Here is a 17,334-nt window from a genome sequence, read left to right on the forward strand (position 1 = left end):
GGCTGGTGGACGGTCACGGCGCTGATCGACCACCTGCTCGGGCCGGCGGCACCGCAGGCCGAGGTCTTCCCGGTGATCGACTTCCAGGGAAAGCCCATCGGCTGGCTCACCCTCGCCGACCTCGCCGCCGTGTCCGTGGACGCGCGACCGTCCACCGCCGTGCGGGAGGTGGTCCGCCCGTTGCCCCAGGACGGCATCGTCGGTGTGGACACGCCCGCCGGGGAGGTCCTGCGCCGGTCGATCGGGCCGGCCGGCCTCGTCGTCACCCAGGCCGACGGGCGCGCGGTCGGGGTGATCGGGGTCGACGACGTGCGTCGGGCCGCCGAGCTCCAGGGCCTGCGGACCGGTGCGGTCCGAACACGGTGAACACGACGAACGGAGGAACGATGACCACCACGACGCGGGACGTCCGCCCGTCCGATCCCGTCCGCCGCATCATGACGCGCGTCGTGGCGACGGTGCCGAGCTGGCAGTCGCTGCAGGACGTGGCGCGGGAACTCGCCGCGGACGAGGTCAGCTGCGTCCTGGTCGCGGACGGCAGCCGCGCCCTCGGCCTGATCTCCGAGCGCGACGTGGTCGGGACCGTCGCGGCGGGCCGGTCGCTCGACGAGGTCCAGGCAGCGGACGTGATGACCCCGGAGCTCGTGTGGGCCGGGCCCGACGACAGCATCGCCGACACCGCCTCGCTCATGCTCGACGCCGGCGTCCGGCACCTCCCCGTCGGGGACGGAGCGGAAGCGGTCGGCGTCGTGTCGGCCCGCGACGTCCTCGACGTGCTCCTGACAGGCGAGCGGAACCGAGTCGTCGCCGAGGACGCGACCGGTGGGCCGGCGGTGGTGCACTTCGAGATCGGCGCCGTCGACGGCGACCGGAGTCGGCGGTTCTACTCGCGGCTGTTCGGCTGGTCGATCGACGTCGACGACAGGACCGACTACGGCGTGGTGCGGACCCGCTCCGACACGGGCATCGGCGGCGGGGTCGTCGCCGCGCCGCCCGGCGTACCACCGTGGGTGACCTTCTACGTCGCGGTGCCCGACCTCGACGACGTGCTCGCGCGGGCGGGTGAACTCGGCGGCCGGAGCGTGATGCCTCCGACCGAGATCGGGGCCGGGATGGCCGTCGCGATGTTCGCCGACCCGGATGGGAACGTCGTCGGTCTGGTCACGGAATCGTGATCGGCGGTCCTGCTCCACGTGAAGAGGCGGTGACGGTGGGCCCGGGACCGGGCCCGCCAGAGACGCAGCACCGGGTTGCCCGCCGTTCGGCCACGTGCCAAGCGTGCTTGGAGCTGGATGCCACTCTGCAGCGCATCGTGCAACCGGCTGTCACGCTGGTCGATGCCCGCTACGGGGCGCTCGGCGTGCCGGCGGCCGATGGGGGCATCGCCCGTTTCATCACCGTGGGGCTCGACGAGGTCACCCGTGAACGGATGGGGCGGCATCCCGAGGGCAAGGGGCTGCTCGGACAGCTCGTTCTGGATCCGCGGCCGCTGCGGCTCGCAGACCCTGACCGGTCACGAGGCATCCGTGGGCTTCCCGCCCCACCACGCTCGAGCCGCTGTCCCCGATCGGCCCGAGGCCGCACCGTGTCTCCCGGACCGACCGGGAGGCCATGCGATGAGCGCGTTGCGGGGTCAGCGGCGGGTCGTCGTCGGTGTGGACGGTTCACCGGGAGCGCGGCGGGCGGTTCGCTGGGCAGCGGCCGAGGCGAGGCGGCGGGGAGATGCACCTGCGCCTCGTCACCTCCGTCGAGTGGCTCGACCGGCGTCCCGCGTTCGGGCTCCCCACCCGCGAGCAGAGCGTCGCCGACGGGCTGTTCGAGCTGGCCGTGGCGGGCCTCGACGATGCCGTGGCCACGGCGCACCGAGTCGCGCCCGGGGTTCCGGTCGACCGGGAGGTCGTCCTCGGCTTCCCGTCGGGGTGCTGCTCAGCGAGTCGGGCCATGCCGTGCTCGGCGTCTCACGCCGGTGAGGGTGCGGAACGCCTGCTGTGACGTCGGCCGGCTCGGCCCCGCTCTCCGCTGGACGTCGTTGTTCGCTCAGCCCTCCGACCGGGCTGCCTGCGCGAACGCGGGCTCGCCGGTGGTGGGCTGCTTCGTCGGCCGGACGACGGTGACCGGGCACGGGGAGTGCAGCGCGCAGCTCAAGCTCACCGAGCCGAGCAGCATGCTCCGGAATCCCCCGCGGCCGCGGCTCCCGACGACCAGGAGGTCGGCCTCCTCCGCGGCCCGCAGCAGCGCGTCGGCCGCGCCGCCGAGAACGGCGCGGACCGTCACCGGTGGGGGTGTGGTGCCGGGCGGGAGCTCGCTCACGACCTCCTGGACGATGCGCTCGGCGTCGCGCTGGACCTCTGCGCGCACCTGCTCGGTCGGTAGGGGCGGTAGTCCGCCCAGCGGCGTCCAGTACTCGACGGTCGGGTAGTCCGGGGGCGGGAACGCGGTGACCACCTCGACCGCTGTGCCTCGGCGCGCCGCCTCGTCCAGCGCGTACGCGAGCGCGAGACGGCTGCCCGCCGAGTCATCGATGCCGACCACCACGCGTCCTCGCTCGTCCATGTCCTGGTCCTTTCGCCGTCGTGCTGTCCGCTCCAACCGAGCCGGTCCTGCCTCGACGATCCGGCGCGGACCCGGGAGCGACCAGGGCCGTTCGGCAGGTGTCAGTGTGCTGGACGGACGCATTCCGCGCGGGGCGCGGTGCGGCGCGCCGAGGTGATCAGGTCGACGAATGTCGTCGGACGGGACTCGGGACGTTCGCCCCCTGCGGGCACCGCCGGTTCTTGGTTCGCTGGGGTGCCGGACCCGTGACGTCGACCCGGAGGACCTTCGATGACGATCACCGCAGGCGGCGGTTCCCGTGCGGCCGAGAGCCGTGTGGACCTCGCCGAGCTGGAGCGGCTCGACGCGTGGTGGCGGGCGGCGAACTACCTGTCGGTGGGGCAGATCTACCTGCTCGACAACCCGCTGTTGACCGAGCCGCTGCGCCCGGAGCACGTCAAGCCCCGGTTGCTCGGGCACTGGGGCACCACCCCGGGCCTGACGTTCCTGTGGGCGCACCTCAACCGGGTCGTCGTGCGGCGGGGCTGGGATGCGCTGTTCGTGGCGGGGCCGGGGCACGGCGGTCCGGCCGTCGTGGCGACGGCGTGGCTGGAGGGCACCTACAGCGAACGCTTCCCCGACGTCTCGCGGGACGCCGCGGGCATGCGCCGCCTGTTCCGGCAGTTCTCCTTCCCCGGCGGGGTGCCCAGCCACGCCGCTCCGGAGACGCCGGGGTCGATCCACGAGGGTGGTGAGCTGGGGTACTCGCTGGCGCACGCGTACGGGGCGGCGCTGGACAACCCGGACCTGCTCGTGGCGTGCGTGGTGGGCGACGGGGAGGCAGAGACCGGTCCGCTGGCCACGTCGTGGCATGCGAACAAGTTCCTCGACCCGGTCTCCGACGGCACCGTCCTGCCGATCCTGCACCTCAACGGCTACAAGATCGCGAACCCGACGGTGCTGTCGCGGATCCCGGAGCGGGAGCTGCTCGCGCTCCTCGAGGGGTACGGCCACGAGCCGGTGCTGGTGGACGTCGGCGCCGACGAGGACCCGATGGTGGTGCACGCCCGCGCGGCCGAGGCGATGGACCGCATCGTCGACACGATCGCCGGCATCCGTGCGCGTGCGGCGCGCGGCGAGCTGGGCGGGCGCCCGCGGTGGCCGGTGCTCGTGCTGCGCAGCCCGAAGGGCTGGACGGGACCGCGGGTCGTGGACGGTCTGCCGGTCGAGGGCACGTGGCGAGCGCACCAGGTGCCGCTCGCGCGCGTCCGTGAGGACCCGGAGCACCTCGCGCAGCTCGAGGAGTGGATGCGCTCCTACCGGCCCCAGGAGCTGTTCGACGACGAGGGCCGCCCGGTGTCGGGGCTCGACGCGGCGGCGCCCACCGGGGAGCGGCGGATGAGCGCCACCCCGCACGGGAACGGGGGCGAGCTGCTGCGGCCGCTGCGCCTGCCGGACTTCCGGGAGCAGACCGTGGCCGTGCCCCGGCCCGGGGCCGTCACCGCCGAGGCCACCCGGGTGCTCGGGAACTGGCTGCGGGAGGTGGTGCGGGCCAACCCGGCGAACTTCCGGCTGGTCGCCCCGGACGAGGTGGCGTCCAACCGGCTCCAGGCGGTGTTCGAGGTGACCGACCGCCTGTTCACCGGGGAGATCCTGCCGACCGACGAGCACCTGAGCCCGCACGGGCGGGTGCTGGAGGTGCTGTCGGAACACCTGTGCGAGGGCTGGCTGGAGGGTTACCTGCTGACCGGGCGGCACGGCGTGTTCACCTGCTACGAGGCGTTCATCCACATCGTCGACTCGATGGTCAACCAGCACGCGAAGTGGATCAAGGTGAGCCGCTCGATCCCGTGGCGGCGCCCGATCGCGTCGTTGAACTTCCTGCTGACCAGCCACGTCTGGCGCCAGGACCACAACGGCTTCTCCCACCAGGACCCCGGCTTCATCGACCATGTGGTGAACAAGAAGCCCGAGATCGTGCGCGTGTACCTGCCACCGGACGCGAACACGCTGCTCGCCGTGATGGACGAGTGCCTGCGCGGCCGGGACCTGATCAACGTTGTGGTCGCGGGCAAGCAGGCGGCATCGCAGTGGCTCGCCCCGGACGCGGCGATCGCGCACGTCCGGCGCGGCATCGGGATCTGGGATTGGGCGAGCAGCGACGCCGGCGTCGCACCGGACGTGGTGCTGGGGTGCTGCGGGGACGTGCCCACTGTGGAGGCGCTCGCTGCGGTGGACCTGTTGCGCAGGCACCTGCCGCAGCTGCGGGTCCGGGTGGTGAACGTCGTGGACCTGATGCGGCTGCAGGACCCGACCGTGCACCCGCACGGGCTGGCGGACCGGGAGTACGACCTGCTGTTTCCGCCCGACTGTCCGGTGATCTTCGCCTACCACGGCTACCCCTGGCTGATCCACCGCCTGACCTACCGCAGGCACAACCATGACCACCTCCACGTGCGCGGGTACCGGGAGGAGGGCACGACCACGACGCCGTTCGACATGTTGATGCTCAACGACCTCGACCGGTTCCACCTGGTGGCCGACGTGATCGACCGGGTGCCGGGGCTCGGTGTGCGGCACGCCGCGCTGCGCCAGCGGATGCTGGACGAGCGGCTGAGCTGCCGCGCGCACACGCGCCGCACCGGCGAGGACGCGCCGGATGTGCGGGACTGGGCGTGGCCCGGCTGATGCGGGTGCTCGTGGTGAACGCGGGTTCGAGCACCGTGAAGATCCGGTTGGTCGGCCCGGGCGACGAGCTGCTGCACCGCGTGGACCTCGACGCGGACCGGGGCCGTCCGGGGCCGGGGGCGCTGGAGGAGGCGCTCGCCGGGCTCGGGCCGATCGACGCCGTCGGCCACCGCGTGGTGCACGGTGGGCCGTCGCATTCCGGGCCGGTGCTCGTCGACGACACCGTCGCGGCGGAGCTGGACGCGCTCGGCGCGCTCGCGCCGCTGCACCAGCCACCGGCCCTCGCCGCGCTGCGCGCCACCGCTGAGGCCCTCCCCGGTGCGCCCGCGGTGGCCTGCTTCGACACCGCCTTCCACGCCGGCATGCCCGCGGCGGCGGCGACGTACGCGCTCCCGGCGCGCTGGCGGGAGGAGTTCGGAGTGCGCCGCTACGGCTTCCACGGCCTCGCGCACGAGTGGGCGGCCCGGCGGGCCGCGGCGCTTGCCGGTCCGTACCCGCGGACGGTGGTCGCGCACCTGGGGTCGGGCGCATCGGCGTGCGCCGTGGCGTGGGAGGACGGCCGGGCGCGCTCGGTCGACACGACCATGGGGTTCACCCCGACCGCCGGTCTGGTGATGGCGACCCGCAGCGGTGACGTCGACCCTGCGGTGCCGCTGTGGCTGGTCGGGTCGGCCGGCCTCGCACCGGTGGAGGTCTCCGACGGGCTGGACCGCGGGTCCGGGCTGGCCGGGCTCGCCGGGAGCACGGACATGCGCGCGGTGCTGGCCGCCGAACGGGACGGCCGGCCCGAGGCCGTGCTCGCGGTGGCGGTGTGGCTGCACCGGCTCCGCGCGCAGATCGCGGCGATGGCGGCTGCGCTGGGCGGGCTGGACGTGCTGGTGTTCAGCGGTGGGATCGGGGAGAACGCGCCGGAACTGCGCGAGCGGGCCGTCGACGGGCTGGGCTTCCTCGGGCTCGCGCTCGACGCGGGCGCGAACGCGGCGGCGGATCCGGAGGGCGAGACCGACGTCAGCGCGCCGGGCGCCCGGGCCCGCACGGTGGTGGTGCACGCCCGGGAGGACCTCGTCATCGCCGCCGAGGTGCGCAGGCTCCTCGCCGGGAACGGCGACGGCGGCGAGGGTGCGGCCGCAGTGGGTACCACGGGTGCGGTGGCGCGGTCCGCGGAGCGGTGACCGCGGGACGGGGCCGCGCCCCGCGGGTCGGAGGGGTCAGAGGTATGCGGCGTTCTCGAACGGCGGGGGGAGCTCGCCGGGGACGATGCGGCGGCCGCTGATCGCCTGGGGGATGAGCCGCACCCAGTGCCCGTGCTCGCCGGGCGCCCACGTGGTCAACCCGGTCCCCTTCGTGTGGGCGACGAGCTCCTCGCGGTGCGCGGGCGTGACCTCCTCGGCGAGCCCGCGGACGAGCACGCTCCAGCCGGAGCGGGTGTGCCGGTCGATCTCGTCGACCTCGAAGGCGACGTTGGTGTGCTGGACGGCGTCGAGTTTCGTGCCGGGGGCCATCCGCATCACGATCACATCCCAGTCCACCCGCCGAGCCGGCCGATCTCCTGGGTGGCCAGCAGCCGGTAACACTCGTCGGCGGCGAGCACCTGCAATTCGGCATCGCGCTCGTGGTCGGACGGCGATGCGGTCATCGGGCCCTTCTTCGTGGTCACGGTCGGGTGGACGTCAGTCCAGGAGCACCGAGCGCAGGTCGCGGCGCGGTGTCGCCGGCAGGGCGGGCGCCCCGGTCGCCGGCCAGCCGACGCGCACGACGAGCTGGGGGTGTTCGGGCACGTGCAGGATGTCACGTCGGACCCGCAGGCGGGTGCTGTCGATCTCGAGGGCCTGGCTGAGCGGGGTGGTGGCGTGCCCGAGCGCGGTGGCTGCCAGTAGGACCGCGCTGGTGGCCTCGCCCGCGGTGATGTGGTCGATCACCTCGTCACCGGTGGTGGTGACGACGAGCAGTTCGGCGGCGTCGTCGCCGCGACCCTGCCCGGGTAGCCACGGGGCCTGTGCGAGCCCGGCCGCACCGAATTGGCGCAGGGGGGAAAGGTTGAGCGTCCCGCTGGTGGGGGTGGCGACGTGTGAGGCGGGTACGCCGTCGTGGCTGCCGGGGAAGCGGTGGGTCCACGACCACAGCTCGCCGGCATACCCGGGTTGCTCGTGCAGGAGGCGCTCCGCCTCTGCGATCACCGCGAGGAGCTGCTGCCGCCGGGCCGGGTGGGTGACCGGGACGAGGGTCGCCCCGTGGTGTGCGGCCTGCTGGACGAGGGTCTGCAGGTGATCGGCGGGGATCGGGCGCCTGCTCATGCGGCGGCGGTCGCTGCGGCGCGCGGCGATCGCCGGGTACAGGGCCGCGACGGCCGGGTCGCCGCCGTGTGGCGCGCGGCTCACGGTGACCGTCGCCAGGTGGGTGCGGTCCTCGGGGTCCGGCAGCCTGTGGACGTCGGCGGCGAGATCGCGCGCGGCGAGGGCCACCCGGAGGTGGTGCAGGGCGGCGCCGCAGCTCAGGACGAGATCCCGCCGGTCCGGGTCGGTGGCGATCAGGTGGCGCTGCTCATCGGCGTACAGCCGCACCTCGTCGTCGCTGATCCGCCAGCACCACGGCTGGCTGTTGTGCACCGACGGTGCACGCAGCGCGTCTGCTACGGCTGCTTCGAGTTCGGTCCGCATCGACACTGCAGCGCCTCCGGGCATCGGGTCGGGTTCGCGGTCGTTCAGGCCGGTCGCAGTGGTCGTGGGGCGAGCAGGCGGACGAGGGCGCGTTCCGGTCGCGGGTCGGGCACCACCGGCACCGCGTGGGGGCGGTCGTCGCCATGGTCATGGTCGTGTCCACTCCTCGGGGTCAGATCCGGTCGCGCTCGACGGTCTCGTCGATCGGGAGGCGGGGTGTCGCGGGCAGCTCGGGCCCGGCGGGCGCCCAGCCCACCCGCAGCAGCAGCTGGGGGCAGAGAGTCCCCCCGAGCACGGCGTCCCGGATCCTGATCTGCGCGGAGTCGACCTCCAGGGGCTGGCTCAACGGGCACGTCGCGAGGCCCAGTTCCGTGGCGTGCAGGAGCACCGCGCTTGCGGCCTCGCCCGCACGCAGCTGCGAGAGCGGATCGTCGGACGCGGCGCCGAGCACGAGGAGGACGGCGCCGTCGTCGACGTCCTCGTCCTGCTCGAGGACGCCCTGGGCGAACCGGCGTGCGGGTGCGGCACGGGCCACCGGCGCCTCGCGAAGGAGGTTGGCGGCCGGCACGCCGGTGTCGTCGGCGACGCGACCGCTCCACAGCGCGGTCTCGGCCCGGCACGCGGGGTCATCGTCCTCCACGGCGGCGGCGTCGTTGATCGCGGCCAGCAGGAGCGAGCGCTCGTGTCCGGCGGCCGCCGAGCGCAGTACGGCACCCTGTTCGGCGGCCCGGCCGATGAGCTCTCGGACGAAGGCGTCAGGGACGTCCCAGTCGGCGAACCGGCGTCGGTCGGTGCGGCGGCACGTGATCGCGGCGACGAGTCCGAGGTCGGCTTCTGCAGGTGGGCCGGCGTGCAGCTCGATGGCGGCGAGGTGGTCGGGCTGGTCGGGGTTCGGCAGCCGGGTGACCGACGCTCGGATGCCCGCGGCGGCGAGCGCGACACGCAGGTGGTGGAGCACGATCCCGCAGCTGACGAGCAGGTCGCGACCGTTCGGGTCGGTGGCGGGCAGCCAGCGGGCCGGCTCGGTGTGGAGGTGCACGCTGGTCCGGCCGAGCACGAAGCGCCACGGCTGGCTGTTGTGCACCGAGGGGGCGCGCACGGCGAGGGCGAGCGCGCTGCGCACCGTGCGCCGGTCGACGATCATTCCTGCTCCTCGGGCTCCGATTCACGGTCGACGGTGCCGCGACGGCGGGGTCGGCGACCAGCGGCGGTGGTCCCGGACCGTGGAGGACTCTGGCCCCCTCGCGCCGGGGCCCCGGATGCCTCGCAGGTCGCACCCGGCGGGCGGGTCTTCCAGCAGACGACAGCAGGCCTGCGGGCCCTACCGGGCCCGCCGCAGCCGCACGAGGCTCGGTGGCGAGGTGAGGAGACGCCATGACGCTGCAGCTCGGGAGCGTGCACCCGGTGATCCGGATGCGACTGCGCGAGGGAGCGGAGGCCACCAGCACCGCGGCATCCGGACAGCCGCGCCGCGCGGCGGGGGATGACCTCGTACGGTTCCTGACCGGTCGGCGCGGCGACGATGGCTTCGTCGTCACACCCGCGGCCTTCGTGGAATCGATGAAGGCCGCCGGTGTGGCTGGTGCACTCGACGCGATCCAACGGGACGCAGCCGCTGCCGACCCTGCGGTCCACGATGGGCTGTGCCGGGAAGCGGTCCGGCTGGTCCGAGCGGCCGGGCCGGCGCCGCGGGTGGCGGCTGCGGTGGGTAACGCCTACCCGGCTCTCGGCATCGAGGACTTGGGCCCCGCCCGGGTGGTGGTGACGGCGGACGAGCCGCAGGCGGACCCGTCCGCTCCCGTCGTCCGGGGTCTGCGCGCGGTGCTCGCCGCGATCGTCGACCGCTGGGCGGAAGCGGCGGCTGCCGGCACCGCCCCGGTCGGCGTGGTGGTCCGCACCCGCTCAGCCGGCCGATCGTGAGCCGTTCGTGAGCCTCCGCCGGATCGCCGTCACCGCTCGGTCCGGCTACCCGACCCGTCGCCCCGCGACAGCACGCGGACGAACTCGTCCGGATCGGCGAGGCTGAGCCAGAGCGTGCGCAGGCCCACGGGGATCCCGCAGACGCGTGCCCGGCTCGGCGGGTCGAGCCGGACGGCACCGGCACGTGAGCCGTTCACCGCCCACCGCCCGCCCCATCCGTGCACCCCGACTCCGAGGACCAGCGGGATCCGGGCCGGGACGCACCCGGCGATGCTGTCGGCGGGGATGTGGGTGCGGATGGCGAACCTCATGGCCCTGTATCAGGACACCGCAGGCGCCGCGTCCGCAACCGCCGACGCGGTGTGCTGCTCCGGCCGAACCTCGTGCACCACGGTGACCGGGCACGGGGCGTGCAACACGCACAACAGGCCCACCGAGCCGAGCAGCACGCCGGCGAACCCGCCGCGGCCGCGGCTGCCCACCACCAGGAGGTCGGCGCCCTCGGCAGCACGCAGCAGGGCATGAGCCGCGCCGCCCGGCACGGGGTGCACCGTCACCGGCGGGAGCGCCTCGACCCGGTCGGCGAACTCGCCGGTGATCTCCTGCACAACGGTTTCGATGTCGCGGCGGACGTCCTCGCGCAACTCCTCGATCGTGATCACCGGTGGGACGTAGTGCGGCGCCCAGTACTCCGGGTGCTCGAAGGCGGTAACCACCTCGACGGCGGCACCCCGGCGTGCGGCGTCCTGCAGGGCGTGCACCAGGGCGGCGCGGCTTCCGGCTGACCCGTCGACACCGACGACCACGCGTCCGCGCTGGTCTTCCATCGTCCTGGACCTCCTGTCAGGCTCAGCGCGCTCAGCGGGCGACGACCACCACGTCGTCGAGTGGCCGGCGGGGGGTGGCGGGCAGCTCTCCGGCGTCCGGTGCGGGCCAGCCGATGCGCAGCAGGATCTGCGGGTGGTGCGTCTTCGCGGCCAGGACGTGGTCGCGGACGTGGGCGCGGGTGTCCTCGACCTCGAGGGGCTGGGTGAGCGGGCTGGCGGCGAGCCCGGCCCGGGTGGCGGCGAGCAGCAGGGCGCTGGTCACCTCTCCCGCGCGCAGCCACCCGGCGGGTGTGTCGGTGGGAGTGGCCAGCAGGAGCAGGGCGGCGTTCTCCGGTTCGCCGCCCCGGGGTGGTTCGGGCAGCGCCGGTCCGGCGAAGGCGCGCATCGGCATCCGGCCCGCCACCGGGTGGGTGATCGGCGTGTTCGCCGCGGGCACCCCGTCGGCGGCGGGTGCGCTGCGTCCGCTCCAGCGGCCGATCTCCGCGGCGTAGGCGGGGTCGGCGTCCTGGGTCGCGGCGGCGGCTGCGATGGCCTGGTAGAGGCGCCAGCGCTGCCGCGGGTCGGTGACCGCCTGCAGCGTGAGACCCTGGCTCTCGGCGAGCGCGACCATCCCGCCGATCAGCTCGCCGGGCACCGGCCACGACGTGAACGGGCGCCGGTCGGTGCGGCGCAGCGGGATCGCCGCCGCGAGCTCGGCGTCGGCGCCGGTGGTGGTGTGCGGGCCGATCTCCACGGTGGCGAGGTGGTCGGGGCGGTCGGGGTCGGGGAGCCTGCGCACCCGGCCGCCCCAGCCCGCGGCGGCGAGTGCGACGAGCAGGTGGTGCAACGCCGCGCCGCAGCTGAGCACGAGGTCGCGCCCGGACGGGTCGGTGGCGACCGCCTGGCGCGACGGATCGGAGTAGAGGTGGACGAACCGGCCCTCGACGCGCCAGCCCCAGGGCTGGGTGTTGTGCACCGACGGCGCGCGTACGGCCAGCCGCAACGCGGACAGCACGGTGTCCCGGTCGGGTTCGGTCGTCGTCATCCAGGGCCTCGTCTCGCCGGGGGTACCGCCTCCGATCAGCGTCGCGGCGGCCCGGCGCACGGGGTAGTGGCCGTCGGTCCCGCCGTGACGGTCCGTTGGTCACCGACGTGGGTCCTTCGGCCCGCTCCGTGGCCTGCGGACGTCCTGCAGCTGCGGGAGGTGCAGCCCTGCACCGGCGCCACTCGCCCCGGAAGGCTGGCTCGACGGACGGGATCGGTGTCGGGCGGCCCACGGCCGACGGTGCTCGAGGGAGGGGCATGGCGCTCACCGAGGAGACCACTTCTGCTCGCGTCGTGCGCGCGCTGCTGGCCGACGGGTCCATCGTGCGGATGCGCCGCCTGGACGGCGCCGACGCGCCATCGGTGGAGCAGATGTATCGCGCCCTGCCCGCCTACGATCGTTACCTGCGGTTCTTCAGCGCTGGCGTCGTACCACGGGCCGGCGGCCTGGCGTCGTGCACCGCACCGGGCTATGCGGCCGTCGGGGCTTTCCGGGGCGACCGACTGATCGGCGTGGCCGAGTACGTGATCGTCGACGGGCCGACCACCGCCGAGGTCGGGCTCGTCGTCGCCCATCCCGACCAAGCGCGGGGCGTGGGGACGCTGCTGCTGGAGCACCTGGGGTCGGCCGCTCGACGGTGCGGCGTGCGCCGGTTCGTCGCGGAGGTGCTCGAGGACAACACCGCGATGCGCCGCGTCTTCAACGACCTCGGCCTGCCGTACCGGTTCCGAGTCCTCGAAGGCTCCGTCCATGTGGAGGTGGACCTCGAGCCGGGGAAGCCGTACCTGGCCGCGCTGGCCGAGCGTGAGGAACGGGCCGACCGGGCCAGCCTCGCGACGGTCCTCGCGCCCGGGTCGCTGGCCGTCGTCGGGGCCGGTCGCAAGCCCGACTCGGTGGGGCACGCCGTGCTCGCCAACATCGTCGCCGCGGACTACGCGGGGCGGCTGTACGCGGTGAACCCGCACGCCACGCAGGTGTGCGGGATCGAGTGCGTCGCCTCGGTCGCGGACCTGCCCGAGGCGGTGGACCTCGCCGTGGTGTGCGTTCCGGCACGGGCGGTGCCGGATGTCGCGGACGCATGCGGGCGACGCGGCGTCCGCGCCTTGCTGGTGATCTCCTCCGGGCTGTCGGCCGATCCGCCGTCGGCGGTTCGGCTGATCGAGGCCGTACGCCGCTACGACATGCGGATGGTCGGCCCGAACTGCCTCGGGGTGTCCAACACCGACCCGGCGGTCCGCCTGGATGCCGGCTTCGCCCCGCCGAGCCCGCCGGGCGACATCGGGCTGGTCACCCAGTCCGGCGGGGTCGCGATCGCGGTGCAGGCAGAGCTGCGCCGCCTGGGCCTGGGCACCTCCACCACGGTGTCCACCGGCGACAAGTACGACGTCAGCGGCAACGACCTGCTCCTGTGGTGGAACAGCGATCCGAACACGCGGATGGCGGTGCTGTACCTGGAATCGTTCGGCAACCCCCGCAAGTTCTCGCGGTTCTCCCGCGGGCTCGCGGCGCAGATGCCGGTACTCACCGTACGGTCGGGCAGCTCGGAAGCCGGGCAACGGGCCGCCGCATCGCACACCGCGTCGACCGCGACCCCGCGGGTCACCCGGGACGCCCTGTTCCGGCAGGCCGGCGTGCTCGCGGTCGACCGTCTCGACGAGCTCACCGAACTGATCGCGACCCTGTCGTGGCAGCCGCTGCCCGCCGGGCGGCGGGTCGCCGTGATCAGCAATGCCGGTGGCGCGGGTGTGCTCGCCGCCGACGCGTGCGCGGCGGCCGGGCTCGAGGTGTCGGCGCTGTCGGGGCACACCCGGAGGGCACTGTCGCACCGCCTCGGCCGTCCCGCGAGCCTCGACAACCCCGTCGACACCTCCGCGGTCGTCGCGCCCGAGACCTTCGCCGACGCGGTCGCCGTTCTGCTCGCCGCCCCCGAGGTGGATGCCGTCATCGCGCTCACGGTGCCCACCGCGGTGGCCGACCCGTTCCCCGGGATGACCCGCGCCGCGGCCAGGAGCCCGGGTACACCCCTGCTGGCGGTCCGGCTCGGCCAGGCCGAACACATCGTCGGCGTCGCAGACGAGGACGGGCGGTGCCGCCTGCCCTGCTTCGCCGACCCGGCTGCGGCGGCGGCTGCCCTCGCACGTGCCGCCGATCGATCGGCCTGGTTGGCCCGACCCGGTGCCACCTCCGCCGTGGACGAGGTCGACGCCACGGCAGCCGCCGGGATCGTCGCCGCGTTCCTGGCCGCACATCCGGCGGGCGGCTGGTTGGAGTCAGGTGACGTGCAGGACCTGCTGGCCGCGTACGGGCTCCCGATCCTGCGGGGCGAGCTCGTCGACGGGCCCGAGCGGGCTGTCGCCGCGTTCACCCGTGCCGGCGGTCCGGTCGCGCTCAAGGCGATCGCGTACGGCGTGGTGCACAAAGCCGCCGCCGGTGGCGTGCGGCTCGGTGCGGACTCACCGGATGCGGTCGCCCGCGCTGCCCGGGAGCTGGCCGCCCGGTTCGGCGGGCGGTTGCACGGGATCCTCGTGCAACCGATGGCACCGCCCGGTCCCGAGCTGCTCGTCGGCGTCGTCGGCGACCCGGAGTTCGGCCCGCTCGTGACCGTAGGCCTGGGTGGAACCGCCACCGATCTCGCTGCCGACCGCGCCCACCGGCTCGTCCCGCTCGCCGAGGCAGACGCCGAGGACATGCTGAGGGACTTCCGCGCCGGGGAGCAGCTGTTCGGCCCTCAGCGGCGTCCTCGGCTGGACCGGGCCGCCGTGCGTGATGTGATCGCGCGCGTGGGCGTGCTCGCCGAGCAGGTTCCGGAAGTCGTGGAACTCGACCTCAACCCCGTGATCGCCGGACCGGGCGGCTGCGTCGCCGTCGACGCGCGGATCCGGGTTGCGCCGCCGCCGGGTGGTGACCCGGCCGTCCGGGCACTGCGCCTCTAGCCCGCGGCCGAACGGCCCGTCGGTTCCGGGTCGTGAGCCGCTATGGAGCCGCTGCCCGGATCGGGCACCGTGAGGTGGCAGGCAGTCTCCGACCTGCCGCATGCGGGCGCTCAGGACGGCGCGGCCCGGACGACGATCGACGGGAGAGGGCAGATGACCGGACCCAGGAGCGCGGCCGCGGCTGCCGACCTCGGTGGGAGCGGCGCGCCGCCCCGGCCGGCCGGAACCGGATGTGCCCACGACTCCTGGTCCGGGGCCGAAGGACCCCCGTGGGCGTTCGTCCACGGGCTGCGGGCTGCCGACCTACCGGCAGGATCGGTCGACCCGCTGCCCGTGACGGAGGCCGATCTCGCGCACCTGCCGCGTCAGGCGCAGCGCTACCTGCGGTTCATGGGCGTGATCGGCCGTCCACGGGATTGGTCGTTGCGCGCCCACCTGACCGGCCGGTTCCGCCTCACGGCCGATGGTGAGTGGGCTCCGTGCGAGGCGTGGCAGTACTCGTGGGGCGGCGAGCCCGCTCGCCTGTTCCGGATGCGCATGACCGTCAAGGGCGTGCCGATGACCGGGTGGGACACCTACCTGCGGGGCCGGGGGCGGATGCGGGGGACCGTCCTCGGCCTGGTTCCCGTCGTGCGCGGCAGCGGGCCGAGGTTCGACACCAGCGAGCTGGTGACCTGGCTGAACGATGCCGTGCTGATGGCACCTTCGATGCTGCTCGGGCCGGGGACGACGTGGAGCGCCGGGCCCGACGATCGTTCGTTCGACGTGGCGCTCACCGATCGCGGGCGCACGGTGTCCGCGCGGGTGCTGCTCGGCCCGAACGGTGCTCCCCGCGAGTTCTGGACCGACGACCGGTACGCCGATCTGCCCGGCGGCCTGGTGCGGGCGCGGTGGCGCACCCCGGTCGAGGGCTGGACCGAGGTGGACGGCCGGCCCCGGATGACCGGCGCGAGCGCGATCTGGGAACTCTGCGGCGGTCCGTTCCGCTATGCGGAGCTGTCACCGGTCACCGTGGAGTACAACATCCCTCTGCCATGACGGCGCACGCTCGGGCGAGCCATGCATCCGAACAGCGGTGATCGGCGGATGGAGGAGTCGGATGGAGAACCGGTCGCACCAGCCGATGGTGGTCGGGGTCGACGGGTCGGACTCGGCCCGCTCGGCCGCGTGCTGGGCGGCCGAGCTGGCCGCGGTGTGGGGGTGCGAGCTGCACCTGCTGCACGCCGTGCCCGGTGCGGCGGACGACACGACACCGGTGGTCGCGCCGGGATGGCTCCGCGAGCTCGCCGACGCGGTGGCACGAGCCGGGGCATCCCCGTGCCGCGTCGAGCTCGCCCGGGGTGGACCGGCTGAGTCGCTCATCGGGCCCGCGGCCGGCGCCCGGATGCTGGTGCTGGGTAGCTACGGGGTGGGCGCCCGGTCGGGGATGCTCGCCGGGACGGTCGCGCTTGCGCTCGCGGGCGACGTGCCGTGCCCGGTCGCGGTCGTGCGCGGCGGCGTACCGCAGGCCGCGCCACCCTCCGGCGGCCCGGTCGTGGTCGGCGTCGACGGTTCGGCGACCGCGCACGCCGCCGCGCTGCTGGCGGCCGATCTCGCCGGCACGTTCGGGACCCGGTTGATCGCCGTGCACGCGTGGTCCGAGGTCGAGGAGAGCGCGGGCCGGCTGCGCCGCCGATCCGAGGACTGGGCCGAGCTCGCCCAGCGGGGCGGAGCCGTGCTCGAGGCGGAGGTCCGGGCGTTGACGCAGCTCCACCCGGGGCTGGACGTCGAGGACGAGCTGGTGCACGACACCGCGGTGCGCGCGCTCCTCGAGCGGGCGGGCCCGGCACGTGCACTGGTGGTCGGGCACCGCCGCGAGCGGGCGTCGCGCGGCATGTGCCCGGGCTCGACGAGCCGCGCGTTGGTCGAGTTCGCGCCGTGCCCGGTCGTCGTCACCCCGTCGGTGGAGGGGTGAACCCGTGAAGATCGATTGGCGAGACCTGCTCGCGACGCTGCTCGTCGCCGCGATCGTCGCCCCGTACATCGGTTACCTGGCGCGCGGGAGCATGCCGTTCATCGAGGACCCGCGTGGCATGGCCGCCACCGCACTCGCTCTCGGAGTGGCCGCCGTGGTGGTGGTGGGGCGCCGCGCGTTTCGCGGAACGTGGGGAGTGGCCGCCGGGTTCTTCGCCGTGGCTTCGGCCGGGCTCGGCGTCGTGGCGTTCGTCCGCTCCGACGAGGGTGCGCTCAGCGAAGGGCTGCTGGCGGTTCTCGTCGGCGCGATCGTCGTGGCGTGGCTGCTGGCGGAATTGGTCCGCACCCGGCTGGTTCCGCCGAGGCGGAGGCGCCCCGTCCACTGACCGCTCGGACGGTCGATGTGGTGGTGCTACCTCGCGGGTCCGAGGTCGGCGTGCCCCGGCTCGCCCGGAAGCCGGCGACCGCGGTCGGGAGCGTCGGGAAGATCCGGTCGTCGCCGATCCGCGCGCGCAGCCCGCTGCCGTCCAGGTAGACGAGGAGGTCCTGCTTGACGCGCGCCAGCGCCGCCACGACGCCGCGGCGGTCGAGCTCGTCGCACAGGGTGTGCAGGGCGTCGGCGGCCGTGATGTCGAGCTCGACGATCGCCTCGGTGTTGAGCAGCAGCCACCGGGCGGGCGGGAGACCTTGCGCAGCAGGTCGAGGATCGAGATCGCCACCGCGACGAGCACGCCGTTCAGCACCCCGACGGCCAGCACCGCCGCCGTGGTGACGAGCGCGATCGCGAGCTCGGAGCGGCG

The 17,334-nt window shown here is 74.5% G+C and carries 19 protein-coding genes and 2 pseudogenes; 12 read left to right on the forward strand and 9 right to left on the reverse strand.

Going from position 1 to position 17,334, the window contains the following annotated elements; all coding sequences use genetic code 11:
* The 5 genes and pseudogenes from ACFPL3_RS41530 to ACFPL3_RS41550 all read left to right on the forward strand — a co-directional run.
* Positions 1-366, forward strand: a 366-nt coding sequence (locus tag ACFPL3_RS41530; RefSeq protein ID WP_465269451.1) for a CBS domain-containing protein, incomplete at its 5' end; no start/stop codon positions are given.
* Positions 367-386: 20 nt separating this feature from the next.
* Positions 387-1,175 (forward strand): CBS domain-containing protein, encoded by a 789-nt coding sequence (locus ACFPL3_RS41535; protein WP_343939646.1) that lies wholly within the window; start codon positions 387-389, stop codon positions 1,173-1,175.
* A 107-nt stretch (positions 1,176-1,282) separates the two neighbouring features.
* Positions 1,283-1,547, forward strand: a pseudogene (locus ACFPL3_RS41540) (histidine kinase); the annotation flags it as partial.
* Positions 1,548-1,616: 69 nt separating this feature from the next.
* A pseudogene (locus ACFPL3_RS41545) lies at positions 1,617-1,685 on the forward strand (hypothetical protein); the annotation flags it as partial.
* A gap of 37 nt (positions 1,686-1,722) precedes the next feature.
* The gene (locus ACFPL3_RS41550; protein WP_343939648.1) at positions 1,723-1,992 is read left to right on the forward strand and encodes a hypothetical protein; all 270 of its coding nucleotides are present in this window, start codon (positions 1,723-1,725) and stop codon (positions 1,990-1,992) included.
* 45 nt (positions 1,993-2,037) lie between these two features.
* On the opposite strand, the gene ACFPL3_RS41555 is transcribed toward ACFPL3_RS41550, so the two are convergent.
* On the reverse strand, positions 2,038-2,553 hold the full coding sequence (locus tag ACFPL3_RS41555; protein WP_379590959.1) for a universal stress protein: 516 nt from the start codon (positions 2,551-2,553) through the stop codon (positions 2,038-2,040).
* A gap of 270 nt (positions 2,554-2,823) precedes the next feature.
* On the opposite strand from ACFPL3_RS41555, the gene ACFPL3_RS41560 reads away from it, so the two are divergent.
* Together ACFPL3_RS41560 and ACFPL3_RS41565 are read left to right on the forward strand one after the other, a co-directional pair.
* Positions 2,824-5,220, forward strand: a complete 2,397-nt coding sequence (locus ACFPL3_RS41560; RefSeq protein ID WP_343939640.1) for a phosphoketolase family protein — start codon at positions 2,824-2,826, stop codon at positions 5,218-5,220.
* A complete protein-coding gene (locus ACFPL3_RS41565) occupies positions 5,208-6,392 on the forward strand; it encodes an acetate/propionate family kinase (RefSeq protein WP_343939638.1) in 1,185 nt (394 codons plus the stop codon). The genes ACFPL3_RS41560 and ACFPL3_RS41565 overlap by 13 nt, the downstream gene beginning before the upstream one ends.
* Positions 6,393-6,428: 36 nt before the next feature.
* Here ACFPL3_RS41565 and ACFPL3_RS41570 read toward each other — a convergent pair whose 3' ends face one another.
* The 4 genes from ACFPL3_RS41570 to ACFPL3_RS41585 form a co-directional block, all read right to left on the reverse strand.
* Positions 6,429-6,722, reverse strand: coding sequence for a pyridoxamine 5'-phosphate oxidase family protein (locus ACFPL3_RS41570; RefSeq protein WP_343939636.1), 294 nt, complete (start codon positions 6,720-6,722; stop codon positions 6,429-6,431).
* An 11-nt stretch (positions 6,723-6,733) separates the two neighbouring features.
* Positions 6,734-6,856, reverse strand: a complete 123-nt coding sequence (locus tag ACFPL3_RS41575) for a hypothetical protein (RefSeq protein WP_343939634.1) — start codon at positions 6,854-6,856, stop codon at positions 6,734-6,736.
* 34 nt (positions 6,857-6,890) lie between these two features.
* A complete protein-coding gene (locus ACFPL3_RS41580) occupies positions 6,891-7,877 on the reverse strand; it encodes an Acg family FMN-binding oxidoreductase (protein ID WP_343939632.1) in 987 nt (328 codons plus the stop codon).
* A gap of 172 nt (positions 7,878-8,049) precedes the next feature.
* Positions 8,050-9,021, reverse strand: coding sequence for an Acg family FMN-binding oxidoreductase (locus tag ACFPL3_RS41585; RefSeq protein ID WP_343939630.1), 972 nt, complete (start codon positions 9,019-9,021; stop codon positions 8,050-8,052).
* Positions 9,022-9,251: 230 nt separating this feature from the next.
* Between ACFPL3_RS41585 and ACFPL3_RS41590 the strand changes: the two genes are divergently transcribed.
* On the forward strand, positions 9,252-9,797 hold the full coding sequence (locus tag ACFPL3_RS41590) for a hypothetical protein (protein ID WP_343939628.1): 546 nt from the start codon (positions 9,252-9,254) through the stop codon (positions 9,795-9,797).
* 29 nt (positions 9,798-9,826) lie between these two features.
* On the opposite strand, the gene ACFPL3_RS41595 is transcribed toward ACFPL3_RS41590, so the two are convergent.
* Genes ACFPL3_RS41595 through ACFPL3_RS41605 form a run of 3 tightly spaced genes read right to left on the reverse strand, consistent with a single transcriptional unit; the run spans position 9,827 to position 11,648 of the window.
* Positions 9,827-10,108 carry a hypothetical protein gene (locus ACFPL3_RS41595; RefSeq protein ID WP_343939626.1) on the reverse strand — a complete coding sequence of 94 codons (282 nt, stop codon included), beginning with the start codon at positions 10,106-10,108 and terminating at the stop codon, positions 9,827-9,829.
* A gap of 9 nt (positions 10,109-10,117) precedes the next feature.
* The gene (locus ACFPL3_RS41600) at positions 10,118-10,624 is read right to left on the reverse strand and encodes a universal stress protein (RefSeq protein ID WP_343939624.1); all 507 of its coding nucleotides are present in this window, start codon (positions 10,622-10,624) and stop codon (positions 10,118-10,120) included.
* Between the two features lie 31 nt (positions 10,625-10,655).
* Positions 10,656-11,648: an Acg family FMN-binding oxidoreductase gene (locus ACFPL3_RS41605; protein WP_343939623.1), complete on the reverse strand. Its 993-nt coding sequence runs from the start codon at positions 11,646-11,648 to the stop codon at positions 10,656-10,658.
* A gap of 257 nt (positions 11,649-11,905) precedes the next feature.
* Between ACFPL3_RS41605 and ACFPL3_RS41610 the strand changes: the two genes are divergently transcribed.
* The 4 genes from ACFPL3_RS41610 (at position 11,906) to ACFPL3_RS41625 (ending at position 16,920) form a co-directional block, all read left to right on the forward strand.
* Positions 11,906-14,581 (forward strand): bifunctional acetate--CoA ligase family protein/GNAT family N-acetyltransferase, encoded by a 2,676-nt coding sequence (locus ACFPL3_RS41610; RefSeq protein ID WP_343939621.1) that lies wholly within the window; start codon positions 11,906-11,908, stop codon positions 14,579-14,581.
* A gap of 153 nt (positions 14,582-14,734) precedes the next feature.
* Positions 14,735-15,619 (forward strand): DUF6544 family protein, encoded by an 885-nt coding sequence (locus ACFPL3_RS41615; protein WP_379590965.1) that lies wholly within the window; start codon positions 14,735-14,737, stop codon positions 15,617-15,619.
* Positions 15,620-15,680: 61 nt separating this feature from the next.
* A complete protein-coding gene (locus ACFPL3_RS41620; protein WP_343939617.1) occupies positions 15,681-16,535 on the forward strand; it encodes a universal stress protein in 855 nt (284 codons plus the stop codon).
* 4 nt (positions 16,536-16,539) lie between these two features.
* Positions 16,540-16,920, forward strand: coding sequence for a hypothetical protein (locus ACFPL3_RS41625; protein ID WP_379590967.1), 381 nt, complete (start codon positions 16,540-16,542; stop codon positions 16,918-16,920).
* On the opposite strand, the gene ACFPL3_RS41630 is transcribed toward ACFPL3_RS41625, so the two are convergent.
* Positions 16,808-17,200 (reverse strand): STAS domain-containing protein, encoded by a 393-nt coding sequence (locus ACFPL3_RS41630; RefSeq protein WP_379590969.1) that lies wholly within the window; start codon positions 17,198-17,200, stop codon positions 16,808-16,810. The genes ACFPL3_RS41625 and ACFPL3_RS41630 overlap by 113 nt on opposite strands.
* Between the last annotated feature and the right edge of the window lie 134 nt (positions 17,201-17,334).

The sequence above is a fragment of the Pseudonocardia zijingensis genome (assembly GCF_042657305.1).
In the GTDB taxonomy this organism is placed as follows: domain Bacteria; phylum Actinomycetota; class Actinomycetes; order Mycobacteriales; family Pseudonocardiaceae; genus Pseudonocardia; species Pseudonocardia zijingensis.